This window comes from Pseudoalteromonas sp. SCSIO 43101, assembly GCF_023650775.1.
Lineage (GTDB): Bacteria > Pseudomonadota > Gammaproteobacteria > Enterobacterales > Alteromonadaceae > Pseudoalteromonas > Pseudoalteromonas apostichopi.
Window position 1 is genome coordinate 1,439,647 of the sequence record NZ_CP072673.1, and the last position, 13,848, is coordinate 1,453,494.

At 40.6% G+C, this 13,848-nt stretch carries 10 protein-coding genes; 6 read left to right on the forward strand and 4 right to left on the reverse strand.

Going from position 1 to position 13,848, the window contains the following annotated elements; all coding sequences use genetic code 11:
* Positions 1-212: 212 nt before the first annotated feature.
* From hrpA to J8Z25_RS06745, 3 genes are all read left to right on the forward strand, one after another.
* Positions 213-4,103 (forward strand): ATP-dependent RNA helicase HrpA, encoded by a 3,891-nt coding sequence (gene hrpA, locus J8Z25_RS06735; RefSeq protein WP_250661883.1) that lies wholly within the window; start codon positions 213-215, stop codon positions 4,101-4,103.
* A 73-nt stretch (positions 4,104-4,176) separates the two neighbouring features.
* Positions 4,177-4,590, forward strand: coding sequence for a response regulator (locus J8Z25_RS06740; RefSeq protein WP_256855174.1), 414 nt, complete (start codon positions 4,177-4,179; stop codon positions 4,588-4,590).
* 8 nt (positions 4,591-4,598) lie between these two features.
* Entirely contained in the window at positions 4,599-4,895 is a 297-nt protein-coding gene (locus J8Z25_RS06745; protein ID WP_130051816.1) for a PilZ domain-containing protein, read from the forward strand.
* A gap of 9 nt (positions 4,896-4,904) precedes the next feature.
* Here J8Z25_RS06745 and J8Z25_RS06750 read toward each other — a convergent pair whose 3' ends face one another.
* Entirely contained in the window at positions 4,905-6,095 is a 1,191-nt protein-coding gene (locus J8Z25_RS06750; RefSeq protein WP_250661884.1) for a class I SAM-dependent methyltransferase, read from the reverse strand.
* A 135-nt stretch (positions 6,096-6,230) separates the two neighbouring features.
* On the opposite strand from J8Z25_RS06750, the gene J8Z25_RS06755 reads away from it, so the two are divergent.
* Together J8Z25_RS06755 and J8Z25_RS06760 are read left to right on the forward strand one after the other, a co-directional pair.
* Positions 6,231-6,878, forward strand: a complete 648-nt coding sequence (locus tag J8Z25_RS06755) for an HD domain-containing protein (RefSeq protein WP_239977729.1) — start codon at positions 6,231-6,233, stop codon at positions 6,876-6,878.
* Position 6,879: 1 nt separating this feature from the next.
* Positions 6,880-7,272, forward strand: coding sequence for a VOC family protein (locus J8Z25_RS06760; RefSeq protein WP_130051813.1), 393 nt, complete (start codon positions 6,880-6,882; stop codon positions 7,270-7,272).
* Positions 7,273-7,288: 16 nt separating this feature from the next.
* On the opposite strand, the gene J8Z25_RS06765 is transcribed toward J8Z25_RS06760, so the two are convergent.
* Both J8Z25_RS06765 and J8Z25_RS06770 read right to left on the reverse strand, forming a co-directional pair.
* The gene (locus tag J8Z25_RS06765) at positions 7,289-8,278 is read right to left on the reverse strand and encodes a response regulator (RefSeq protein WP_167658872.1); all 990 of its coding nucleotides are present in this window, start codon (positions 8,276-8,278) and stop codon (positions 7,289-7,291) included.
* Positions 8,275-11,604, reverse strand: a complete 3,330-nt coding sequence (locus tag J8Z25_RS06770; protein ID WP_167658873.1) for a PAS domain S-box protein — start codon at positions 11,602-11,604, stop codon at positions 8,275-8,277. Before J8Z25_RS06770 ends, J8Z25_RS06765 begins: the two co-directional genes overlap by 4 nt.
* Positions 11,605-11,741: 137 nt before the next feature.
* On the opposite strand from J8Z25_RS06770, the gene J8Z25_RS06775 reads away from it, so the two are divergent.
* Positions 11,742-12,812 (forward strand): GGDEF domain-containing protein, encoded by a 1,071-nt coding sequence (locus J8Z25_RS06775; RefSeq protein ID WP_130051810.1) that lies wholly within the window; start codon positions 11,742-11,744, stop codon positions 12,810-12,812.
* Here J8Z25_RS06775 and J8Z25_RS06780 read toward each other — a convergent pair.
* Positions 12,809-13,789 carry an ion channel gene (locus J8Z25_RS06780; protein WP_130051809.1) on the reverse strand — a complete coding sequence of 327 codons (981 nt, stop codon included), beginning with the start codon at positions 13,787-13,789 and terminating at the stop codon, positions 12,809-12,811. The genes J8Z25_RS06775 and J8Z25_RS06780 overlap by 4 nt on opposite strands.
* Positions 13,790-13,848: the final 59 nt, after the last annotated feature.

A 13,848-nucleotide genomic window follows, 5' to 3' on the forward strand; every position in this document is an offset into this window, starting at 1 on the left:
AATATTACTTATTTACGACTGCATGGATGCAGGAAGTAGAGCAATTGCCGAGAACAATTAAACAACGAAATTTTTGCCTTGTTATCAACGAGATTTTATTGCCTCAAAACGGTTCACTTAATTAAGCGAATTGGCATAAATAAAGCCATGACCACCTGATAGATTATTTGATACAATATCAATCTATTGGTTAAGAAATATAAGGGTATCGGGTGGTTAACCTAGGTCCGCTGTTCGGCGAATTAAAAACGTGTTTACGCAAAGATCAATTCATCTTCAAAAAACGCCTTCATGGCATCAAAAAAATCAACGATGAAACTAAGCAAGCAAACATAGCGCAAAAAATAGCAGAAGATATTAGCCGTTCTCAGCAATTGCGCGAGCAACGTTTGGCTGCCTTGCCAAAAGTGACTTACCCAGAGCAACTACCAGTTAGCCAAAAGAAAGATGACATTAAACAGGCCATCGCCAATAACCAAGTCGTGATCATTGCTGGTGAAACAGGCTCAGGTAAAACCACGCAGATCCCAAAAATGTGCTTAGAGCTTGGCCGAGGTGTTGATGGATACATTGGCCACACTCAGCCTCGTCGACTCGCTGCACGCAGTGTAGCGAATCGTATTGCAGAAGAAATGCAGTGCGAGCTAGGTCAACAAGTGGGTTTTAAAATTCGCTTTAGCGACCAAGTCTCTGACAATAGCTACATTAAATTGATGACAGACGGTATTTTGCTGGCTGAAATTCAACAAGACAGATACCTAAATCAGTACGATACTATTATCATCGATGAAGCCCACGAACGAAGTCTGAATATCGATTTCATCTTAGGCTATTTAAAAAATTTACTGCCAAAGCGACCAGACTTAAAAGTTATCATCACCTCAGCGACGATTGACCCTGAGCGTTTTTCTAAACATTTTGATAATGCGCCAATTATTGAAGTATCAGGCCGTACTTTCCCAGTAGACGTTCGCTATAGACCAACTACTGAAATCAACAAAGATGATATGGAAGCGGATGGTGACCAATTACAGGGGATTTTTGATGCTGTCGATGAGCTTTGCGATGAAGGCCCCGGCGATATTCTGATTTTCATGAATGGTGAACGAGAAATTCGCGATACTGCTGATGCGTTATCAAAGCGAAACCTCAAAGGCACGGATGTTTTACCACTCTATTCGCGTTTATCAAACGCTGAACAAAACCGAATTTTTGCGCCGCACAGCCGCCGTCATATTATTTTAGCCACCAACGTTGCTGAAACGTCATTAACGGTGCCAGGTATTCGCTATGTTATCGATCCAGGCACTGCGCGCATTAGCCGTTATAGCTATCGTACTAAGGTACAACGGCTTCCGATCGAACCAATTTCGCAGGCAAGTGCCAATCAGCGAAAAGGCCGCTGTGGTCGTATTGAAGCGGGTATCTGTATTCGCTTATACAGTGAAGAAGACTTTAATTCGCGCCCAGAGTTTACTGATCCTGAAATTTTACGCACCAACTTAGCCTCTGTTATTTTGCAAATGCTCGGTTTGGGACTTGGCGACATGCAGCAGTTTCCGTTTGTGCAAGCGCCTGATAGTCGTAATATTAACGATGGTTTGACGTTGCTTGAAGAACTCGAAGCCATTAAGCCTGCAAAACGTCACAAGAAAACCGAACTGACTAAGTCAGGTAGGAGCTTAAGTCGATTACCGGTAGATCCACGTCTAGCGAAAATGGTGCTAACTGCTGATAGCTTAGGTGCACTGCGTGAAGTGATCATTATTGTTGCGGCATTGTCTATTCAAGATCCAAGAGAACGACCGCAAGAAAAACGTGGCGCAGCAGACGAAAAACATGGTCGTTTTGATGATCCAGATTCAGACTTTATCGCTTTTCTAAATCTGTGGAATTACCTTGAAGAGCAGCAATCAGAATTGAGCAATAGCCAATTTAGAAAGTTATGCCAAAAGGACTTCTTAGCCTATATGCGCATCCGTGAATGGCAAGATATAGTCTATCAGCTATCGACGGTTTGTAATGAAATGGGCATGAAGGCTACCACCAATGTTGCTGATAGTGACCGAATCCATCAATCTTTATTAAGCGGTATGTTAAGCCATATTGGTTTTAAGGATGAAAAACAGCTTTATAAAGGTGCACGCAATAGTCAGTTCCATATTTTCCCTGGCTCAGGCTTATTTAAAAAGAGCCCAAAATGGATTATGTCGGCAGAGCTTGTTGAAACGAGCAAGCTTTATGCTCGAATCAACGCGCGTATAGACTTGAAATGGGTTGAAGGCTTTGCGCAACATCTAGTTAAGCGCAGCTACAGCGAACCGCATTGGGAGAAAAAGCCTGGTGCAGTTATCGCGTTTGAACAGCAAACCTTGTATGGGCTGTTAATTGTTAATAAGCGCCGCTGTGTGTATAGCAATATTGATCCTAAAGTCAGTCGTGAGTTGTTTATTCGTACAGCTTTAGTAGAACAAGAGCTGGGTCAAAATGAAGGGTTTTTACAGTATAATCAAGAGTTAATTGAAGATATTCAGGTACTCGAAAATAAATCACGTCGGCGTGATATCTTGGTCGATGAACAAACCTTATTTGAATTCTACGACAAGAAAATTCCACAAGATATAAATAATCGTGCCGCATTTAATAAGTGGTGGAAAGGCCAAAAGCAAAAGGATAAGCGCTTTTTGCACATGTCTCGAGAAGAGTTAATGCAGCATGGTGCCGATCATGTCACTGAGTTTGACTACCCTGATACTTGGCAGCAGGACAACTTGTTATTACCTCTGGCTTATCATTTTGATCCGGGTCAGGCAGTTGATGGTGTTGCGGTACAAATTCCGGTAGCGCTTCTAAACCAAGTACAAGAAACAGGCTTTGATTGGCACATTCCAGCATTTAGACATGAGTTAATTTGTGCGCTAATTAAGTCGCTACCAAAGACAATTCGTCGCAACTTTGTGCCTGCACCAAACTATGCCGACGCCGTACTCGCTGCAATTGAGCCTATGCAAGGCAGCCTAATTGATGCAATCAGCACTCGTTTGTTACGTATGACAGGGGTTCGTGTGGAGTCTGATGCGTGGGACTTATCAACCCTTGCTCCGCATTTACGCTTGCAGTTTGAAGTACGTGATGAACACAATAAGTTACTCGCTCGTGGTTTAAACTTGGCAAAGCTGAAAGCCCAGTTACAAGGCAAGGTAACGGATACCTTATCGAAAGTAGCCGACAAGGGCATAGAGAAAGCCGATTTGACCGAGTGGAGCTTTGGTGAGTTACCAAGCTCTTATGTGAAAAAGCAGGGTCAATACGAAATCAAAGCGTTTCCAGCACTCGTGGATAAGAAAGATTCTGCAGCGGTTGAGCTATTTGATAATGAACACAAAGCACAGCAGGCGCACCAACAAGGTTTACGTCGCTTAGTATTATTAAATGTGCCATCACCGATTAAATATTTACAGCAAAATTTACCAAATAAATCTAAATTAGGTTTGTACTTTAACCCTTTTGGTAAGGTGAATGACCTAATTAATGATTGTATCGCCGCAGCAGTGGATAGCCTATTAACTAAATATGGCAACATCCGTACTGCAGATGCATTTGAAAAAGCGAAGGAGCAAATTCGCGGAGAGCTCGGTGATACTGTTGTTGAGATTGCCACCCAAGTAGAGCAAGTGCTGAGTATAGCTCATGGCTTAAATAAACGTATGAAAGGTCGTGTTGATTTAACTATGATCTCGGCGCACGGTGATATTAAATCACAGTTACAAAGCTTGGTGTTTAAAGGCTTTGTCAGCCAGCATGGTGCAGCAAAAATGACGGATTTAATTCGTTACTTAAAAGCCATTGAACGACGCTTAGAAAAATTACCAGTCGACCCTAATCGTGACAGGCTGTGCGTGCTTGAACTTGAAAAAGTGGCTGAGCAATATCAAAAGTTAGCGAATAAAATTCCTAAGGGTATGCCTATTCCCGAAGAAATAAGCGCGATATTTTGGATGCAACAGGAGTTACGTGTTTCTTTATTTGCACAAACACTAGGGACGCCTTATCCTGTATCTGCTAAACGTGTTTTAAACGCAATCAAAGAATGTGAGTTATAATACTAAGGAATGAGCAGTGAGCTAAGCGCTTCCTTGCTTTAAGTTACAAACACAAATGCTAAAAGGAGATTATGTGGGCATTGAAAAGGAAAGACCGATCTCAGTTCCTGAGCGAGCGGTAAATCGACCGCGACCAAGCATTTTGGTCGTTGATGATGAATATTTTAATTTTGAAATGCTCAAAGCAAGCCTTGGAGATGAGTTTTCGTTAAGCTATGCAAACTCAGGCACATCGTGTTTAACGTCAGCCATAGCTGAGCCGCCAGATGCTATACTGTTAGATGTTTGTATGCCGGGCTTAGATGGTTATGATACTTGTCGATTACTAAAAAACACCCCAGAAACAGAGCAAATCCCTGTTGTCATGGTGTCTGGCCTTGAAACCGAGCTTGAACAAAAAGCGGGGTTTGATGCTGGGTGCGACGCCTATGTAGTGAAGCCTTTTTCTGTTAAAACATTAATAGAGAAAATAAAAACACTGGTATAGGAGGCCATATGTTTCATGAGGAGAAACGCGACTTTCGCCGCATGCAAATTCATACCCCTGCAAAACTTATCCCGTTAGATGTTGCTAATGGCGCAGAAATTGAGGCGATATGCACTGACTTAAGTGCAACAGGGCTTGCAATTCATCTTGATGAAGCTTTAGAAATAGGCCGTCTTTATCGCGTGTTAATTGCTTCGACTAGCACCGCTATTACCTCATTTGATGCTACAGCACGGGTGATACGAGCAACCAAGGAGCAAGATGGCTCCTTGAGTGCCGGTTTAGAAATTGTAAATTTTAATTAATCTCTTTGCTTAGTATACTTTACAGATTAGGCCTTTAAGATAAAAACCTTCAGGGTAGCTGCCAGCAATCGGGTGGTCGGCAGCTTGATTTAGTCGCTCCATGATCAATAAGTCTTTACCTGCATCAAGGGCAGCATCCGCAACCACTTTCTGAAATAAATTTTGTTCCATTAACCCAGAACATGAAAATGTCAGTAAGGTTCCCCCAGGCTTTAAGATTTGCATCGCAATCATATTAATATCTTTATAACCACGACATGCACCGGTTAATTGCGCTTTGTTGTCAGCAAATTTTGGTGGGTCCATAACAATAGTATCAAATTGCACACCTTCATCACGGTATTGGCGCAATAACTTAAAGACATCTTGTTTCACAAAATCAACTTTAGATAAGTCAAGTTTGTTATGCTCAACGTTACGCTTAGCCGTATCGAGCGCTGGCTGTGACACATCGACGTTAGTAACGTGTTTACAACCGCCACGTAAAGCATAGAGCGAGAAAGTACCTGTGTAGCTAAAGCAGTTTAATACTGTTTTGTCTTTAACAAAGCGCTCAAGAGCTGCACGACTATCACGTTGGTCTAAGTAAAAGCCAGTTTTGTGGCCTTCAAGAATGTCTACTTCGAGTTTTAAGCCATTTTCTTCAATGACGACTGGCTCTGTTGGTTCTTTACCCCAAAGTACGCCCTTGATTGGCTCAAGGCCTTCTTTAGTACGAACATCAACATCTGAACGTTCATAAATATCGCAGCCTGGGAAAATAGTCATTAGTGCAGCAACAATTTCACCTTTATGGCGCTCTGCACCGGCACTAAGCAGTTGGCACACCAGTACATTATCAAATTTATCGATAGTGATGCCTGGCAAGTAATCAGACTCAGCAGCGCTTAAACGAAAACCCGTTAAGCCGCCTTCGCTGATCACCTGTTCGCGCGCATCATAGGCACGGCGCAAACGCTTTTCAAAAAATGCTTGGTCAATGATTTCGTTTTGATCGAAGCTCCATACGCGAGCACGAATTTGCGACTGCGGGCTGTAAGCAGCAATCGCTAAAAATTTGCCGTCATTGTCATAGATAGTGACAGTATCACCTAGTCCTGGCTTACCTTTTACTTTTTTAATGGCTTTTGAGAACACCCATGGGTGTTTTCTTTTTAGTGATTTTTCTCGACCAGCTTGCAGGTAAATAGCAGATGACATAGGGATTCTCGCGTCAAACAAAAGGGGGCATAGTTTAATGAAGCACTGACAAACATACAATGAATGTTTTGAACAAATCCAGCAACCACGCTAAAGTAAGCATAATTTCAATTAGTTAATGGTGATAGTCTGTATATGCAGCCAGAAATAGACTTTGCAGCTTTAGAAACTCAGTGTCGAGACTTTATTTTGTCTTTACTTCATGCCGATGTCGCACACGATATTAGTCATATTGAGCGAGTAGTGAGGGTTGCAAAACAATTATGTATTGCCGAGCAGGCAGAAATGGCTGTGGTGTTACCCGCAGCTTGGTTACATGATTGTGTTGCGGTTGCAAAAAACCACCCAGATCGGGCAAAAGCATCGACCATGGCTGCAGACAAGGCGTTAAGTTTTTTAGCCTCAATTAATTATCCAGAGCAGTATTTCAGTGCCATTCATCATGCTATTGTGGCACATAGCTTTAGTGCCAATATCAAAGTTGAAAGTGTCGAAGCGCAAATAGTACAAGACGCAGATCGAATGGATGCATTAGGTGCAATCGGTGTTAGCCGCTGTATGAAGGTAGGGGGCTCAATTGGTCGCTATCTGTACCATAAAGACGATCCATTTTGCTTAAACCGCGAACCCGATGATACAAAATACACCCTCGATCATTTTTTCATTAAGCTGTTAAACATTAGCGAGAGTATGAACACGCCATCAGCGAAAGATGAAGCCAAAAGACGCACAGCTTATATGCTCGAATTTTTAGAACAGTTAAAAACAGAAATTGGCGAGTAATATGGCTATTCCATCTTTATGTGGTGTTGACCATTGCCACTTAAATGTTGATGATTTAGCTAAAGCTGTTGGCTGGTATCAACAGGTACTTGGTTTTACCGTCGTTCCTGAGCTTGCTTTTTGGGATGAAGGAAAAGGTCCGTTAACCCTAGAAGATCAAGCAAAAACGATTCGTCTGGCACTGTTTGAAGCTGAGGGTAGAAGCAAGGGGATTGCTTTTGGCGCAAATGCAGCACAGTTTCTAGAATGGCTTGAACATTTAGCTCAATTTGATATTAAAACTGTTGTTGCCGACCATGGTGTTACTTACTCAATGTATTTTAAAGATTGTGCTGGTAATAGCCATGAAATTACTTCGCATGATTATGAAGCAATTAAAAAAGGCCTCAAATGAGGCCTTTAATTCGCCATTAGCTGGTATAAGTGTTTTTGATTTCTATGATGCTATCTATTTGGCCGATAAATAAATCAACTAATTGCGGATCAAAATGCTTACCTGCCTCATCTTTTAATAAGTCGAGGGCTTCTTCAATCGACCAGGCTTTTTTATAGGGGCGTTTTGAGGTTAAAGCATCAAATACATCAGCAATAGCTACAATACGTCCTTCAATACTGATTTCTTTGCCTTTAAGGCCATACGGATAACCCGTACCATCCCACTTTTCATGGTGTTCAAGGGCAAGCTTATGAGCTAATTGTAATAGCGGCGAAGGTGAGTTTTCTAAAATCTTCGCACCTATTAAAGCATGTTGTTTCATGTGCTCGTATTCGTTTTCGTTTAAGCGCCCAGGTTTCAAAAGCACGGCGTCGGGAATACCGATTTTACCAACATCATGCATTGGGGCAGCCTGTTTAAGCTGCTCGGCTTCATACTCACTCATGCCATAGGCAAGGGCGAGTACTTTACTGTAGCGGCTCATTCTTGCGATATGCTCACCGGTGTCAGTGTCTTTATATTCGGCAGCTCGACCTAAACGTTGAATCAAATCAATATGAGCTAATTGCAGTTGCTCAGCTTGCACCAGAGATAAGTGATTTTTAACCCGAGCCCTGACAATTGCGGGGCTAATTGGTTTGGTAATATAATCGACTGCACCAAGAGCAAAGCCTTCAGATTCATCTTGTTCATGTGAAAGTGCCGTAACAAAGATAACAGGAATATGCGCTGTTTTAGGATTTGCTTTTAACACTTTACAGACTTCGAAGCCGCTCATATCGGGCATCATAATATCGAGCAAAATCAACTTAGGTGGTTCATTCTCAATAAGTTGAAGAGCAAGTTCCCCAGATTTAGCAAACGATAAGCGATAATCGTTAGCAAGTACTTCACGGATCACTTTTAAATTTGCAGGTTCATCATCGACGACCAAAATCTTTGCACGTTCTGAGAGTTGTGTCATAGGTGTTCCTTAGCAGCTTGGACTGTATGCTTTAAAGTTAATAAAGCGGTACTTGCTGCATCAAAGTCAAAGTTTTCAAAATGCGCACAAATTTCAACAACCTGCTCTTTATAGGTTGTAGGTGCTTGGGATTGCACCAGGCTTAATAAATCATCGTCTATTTCTGCATGCTCAGCTTGCTCTTGCAGTGTGTCAATTTGGCTAATAAATGCGTCCAATGACACTTCGTGTATACGTTGCTGTTGTGAACTGGGCTGCTGCTGATCTGCAAGCAATGCAATTAGAGTTTGCCATTCCTGTTCGCATTCGGCAATGAGTGAAGGGAAGCTTTCCTTTTCACGTTCTTTCTCAGCGTTTGATAACAAATATAATAATTTTGCTAGGGCTAAATTACCTGCGACTCCTTTAAGAGTATGCAAAATTAATTTTTGTTCGTTTTCACTGAGTTTTTGATCCTTCAGTCGTAGAATGCTCTGTTGATGATTGCTTAGGAATAAGCCAATTTCCATATTTAACTTCTCTTTGCTTCCCCACATCAAAACACCTTTGTCGTAGTTGATGTGTTTTCTTTCATCACGCATTTTATTACTAGTGACTTTATTTACTTCTAAACCAAGCACTTTCGCGATTTCATGGTTCAGCTGGTTAATATCAACAGGTTTATTTGCAAAACCATTCATCCCGGCTTGCTTTGTAGTAATTTTATCTTGTTGTAAAACACTCGCCGTTAAAGCGATGATAGGAGTAATTTTTAAGCATCTGACTTTTTCAATTTCACGGATTTCCTTACAGGCAGTTATTCCGTCACATTCTGGCATATGTATATCCATTAAAATCACATCAAAGTTTTGTTGCTCAAATGCAGCAATGGCTTCAAGGCCATTCTGAGCGGTAACTACTGTGTGCCCAGCTTGAGATAATAAAATATTGAGCAGCTCAATATTTTGCTCAATATCATCAACCACTAATATTTGAAGCTTTGGTAAATTCAATTGATTACAAGAAAATACATCTACTTTGTTAATATCACCCTCTTGCAAAGGAAGGGTGAAGTAAAAGCAACTTCCTTTTCCTTCTTCACTATTAGCATCAATTGAACCGCCCATTAATTCAACAAGCTGTTTACTAATAGTGGTGCCTAAACCTGTGCCACCAAAGCGGCGTGTCATAGTACCGTCAGCTTGTTCAAATGGCTGGAAAATAGCATCTAAGCGGTGCTTCGCTATGCCAATACCACTGTCTTGCACTTCAAAAAGTAATTGCTTATCTGGAGTTTGACTTACAGTAATCGTTACAGAACCTTGTTCTGTAAATTTAATGGCATTACCAATGAGATTATTCATCACTTGGCGAATTCGGGATTCATCGCCAATATAAATAGGCGCAACATTATCAGCGATGATCAAATCAAGCAGGATATCTTTTCGCTTAGCTTCGAGCCAAAAGGTCGATACGATGTTGTCGAGTAGCGCTTGTAAGTTAAAGTGCTCAGCGTGAATATCGAGTTTGCCTTTTTCTAATTTTGCAGAATCAAGGACTTCATTGAGTAAATGCAGCAGTGAGCGAGCTGATTTATTCACTGTAATAATATGCTTTTGTTGCTCTTTACTGAGTGGGCTATCCATTAATATGTCGCTAAAGCCAATTATTGCATTCATTGGTGTGCGTATTTCATGACTCATATTTGCCATAAATGATTGTTTTGCTTGTGCTGCAGCTTCAGCTTCTTGTTTTGCTTGTTTAAGTGACTCTTCATATTCGTGACGAGTAGTGATATCAATGAGTACACCATCGATCCACTTTTGGTCAGAGTCACTATTTTCGTTAATTGTTCCTTGGTCTAAAACCCACACAACTTTTCCACTTCGGTGGCGAATGCGGTATTCAACAGCATATTGGTTTTTTTCTGCTATGGCTTTTTCAATAACTTCATCAATATGCACTACATCATCATTATTAATGATTTGAGCAAATGTAACTGTGCCATTGGTAAACTCTTCAGGGCTATATCCTGTTAAGTCAGCAACACTTGGGCTTATAAATTTCATCGTCCAGTGTTCATCTAACAAGCAACGAAATACAGCGCCGGGGGTATTGTTCATTAACGTACGATATTGCTTCTCTTTTTCTTCAAGACTTTGCTGCAGTGCACGTTGCTCTGTTAGATCGGTTATAAAGCCAACAAATAGTGTTTCTGCATTAGGCTGTTTTACTTCACCAAGTCCTAGGCGAATAGGGAATAAGTGACCATCTTTATGTTTTGCATAGACATTTCGGTTAACGCCAATGACTTTTTTAACTTCATGCCTGCTACTATCAGCTAAATAATCATCGTGCTGAGCAGCAATATCGTCGTTCATTAATAGTTTTACATTTTTGCCTAGTACTTCGTCTTGGCGCCAACCAAAAATAGTTTCTGCTGATTTATTAAAGCTTAAAATAATGCCATGAATATTAATCGTGACGATGCCATCTATTGCAGTGCCTAAAATGGCATCTAGGCGCGACTCTTCTGCTGATTTTTCTGCAAGTAATAAACGAAAACGCACCATGCCATTAATAATCCCAACCAGAGCGGTTAATAATACGGTGGCAAATGAAACGCTAATGGCGATAAAAGTAAGTTGCGACGTTTGCACGTTTTCGGATAACAAAGGTGAGGTTGCGACAAAACGTGTTGCCGCCATGCCCATGTAATGCATTCCTGCGACTGCAAAGCCAAAAATAATGGCGCAAATGACACGGGTTTGTAGCATGGTTAGCTTTTTAAAATGTTCGCTAAGATGAAAGCGCGCATATAAGCCTACAAAAGATAAAGCAATTGCCACCACAATTGATGCTGCAAACCAAACTGGATCGTAGCGAAGTAGAGGGCTCATTTGCATGGCAGCCATGCCTGAATAGTGCATGGTTCCTATACCTGACCCCAGCAACACAGAAGCAATTAGCAGTTTAATTGTTTTTGGAATTTGCTTTAAATCTTTGCGTCTCAAAAATGAAAAAGCGGTGTAGCAGGCTAAAAATGCAGGTATGAATGAAAAAAATGTCAGAGTTGGGTCGTACTCAACGTTGGTGCACAAAGAAAAAGCTAACATACCAATAAAGTGCATGCTCCAAATCCCGCCTGACATAACCAAAGCACCGGTTGCACTGCCTAATTTTCGGTATGAATTAAAGTGAGTTCTGTTCGCTAAATCAATGATATGGAGTGAAAAATAAGCAGCAAAGATAGCGGTAGCAATAGAAAGTACAACTAAGCTTGGATCATAAACACCGCTGACAATTAGGCTGGGGTCTTGATTGGTAATAAAAAATTTTGCGAGCATAATATTTTTTTGAAACGGCTTATAAAGCTAGTTTAATACAAATTATTGTTAAATTAGAGAAAAACCTATCACTTAAGTACGTAGTATTGAAAACCTTGACTATATTTAATTAAAAAGGAGTAGTCCGAGGTGAGTAGATGAGAAGAACTGAGCAGACTTTAGTTGAGCAAATGCAAATTAATGATGTCGAAATTCAGCATAGGATGAGCTTATTGGGGCTGAGTTCAAACAGTCTCTCATCTCTTTTGAACTACAAACCTATTATCGAATCAGCCATCGAAAATGTAGTGAATGAATTTTATAAAAAGCAAACCGAAGTTGATGAAATTTCTTTATTAATTGGTGATGCGGATACTTTAACGCGACTAAGAGATGCGCAACGCCAATATATTATTGATCTATTTTGTGGTCGTTACGAACATGAATATGTTAATAACCGCTTACGTATTGGCATGGTACATAAGCGTATTGGGGTTGAACCAAAACTCTATTTATCGGCAGTGTGTACTTTAAAAGAACTCATTTTTAATGTGCTTAGGGCGACAATAAGCGATCAAGCTGAATTGAATCAAACGCTAAACATCATAGATAAGCTAATTTACTTTGATACCACCTTGGTCTTTGACACTTATATTGATAGTTTGGTGGGCGAAATTGAAAATGCGAAACGTCGCACCGAAGTTTACGCAAAAGGCCTCGAAGAAAAAGTTGCGCAGCGTACTCAAGAGCTTGAGAAGCTAGCGAAGCTTGACCCACTCACCAACCTATATAATCGCCGTGTCATGCAAGAGTTATTACAACGGGATCTTGCCAGAGCAAGACGGCACAAATCACCATTAACCATTGTGTATTTTGATCTGGATGACTTTAAGTCAGTAAATGATACGCAAGGGCATTTAAAAGGCGATGAAGTGCTTAAATATATAGGCCAATATTTACTTGAAAATATACGCGAGATTGATATTCCTTGTCGCTACGGGGGAGATGAGTTTTGTGTCATTTTGCCTGATTGCGAGATAGACAGTGGTGTTAATATTTGTGAAAAACTAATAGCTGCATTCGAACAACAGTACCCAGAGCTTCATTTAAGTTTTGGCCTTATAGCAGCACCACTTGATAGCACAGTAGATGCTGAGGAGTTAATTAATCGTGCTGATAAGAAAATGTATCAAGCGAAGGAGCATATAGGCTCATATATTATGCGCTAGCGGGTCATTCGCTTTACAAAGACAACAACGAACAAAGCAAGCGAGAAGCTGCCACAGAATGCTTCTATTGCTGCAATCAACCTTGAAAAGCCAATCGGAGTAATATCCCCATAACCAAGGGTTGTAAAAGTTACCACACTGAAATAAAAACTATTTAATAATGCCGATAAATTGCTTGTAAATGAGTTTTCAACGCTTAGTTGCATCACTGAATCTTGATAACTTACCCCAAATAAGAAATAACAAAAGGCACAGCAAATAATTAGTGACAAGCTAAAGCGAATAACATTCTCGGGTTTTTCTCCATAACCGCACAGCATGTCAATAAAACTTGAAGTAATTTGCTTGGTTGAACCTCTAGGGTACTGCGCATGGCGCATCCGTAATTCTTTGTATGTAAAGTTACCGGCTAGCTCAAATAGCCCTTGATGTTCTGAGGCTTTCCTTAAGTTTCGGTATATTTCTTCTGATTGTTCAAATAAGTCTCGGGCTTCTGCGAATTGTTTATTTTTACGAGCTTTAAATGCAGCCGCTTCTTGTAATAATTGATCGCCCAGTTCGATATTATCAATACGGCTGTCATTGAGTTTAATACCCAGTAGGTTGGTATTTTTTAAATCACAGTAATGCAAACTAGCGCTATGTAAATTGGCTTTCATCAATGAGGCGTTGGAGATTTTGTTATTAAATAAGTGAGCGCCCGTTAAATTCGCGCGGTAAAAATTACAATAAGAGAGATCATAGCCTTCTTCGTCATCCTGTTTGATTAAGTTTAGTCCTGAAAGGTTCGCTCTTTTCAGTTGCAGGCCTTCTAATAATCCCCCTTTTTTTGCATAGCGCTCTAATTTTTGGGTGAGGTCTAGCCCTGATTTATCAAATTTACTATCATGCCAAAAGCAAAATCCAGAGCCCATATCTGTTTCTTGGCACTTGTTACCTGTTGGTGAGGTATAACTACAACATGGTTTATCAGGCATAAGGACGAAAACTTATTTGTTAGTCATCTTTATAGATTAGCAGCTATTTAGCAGGGTAA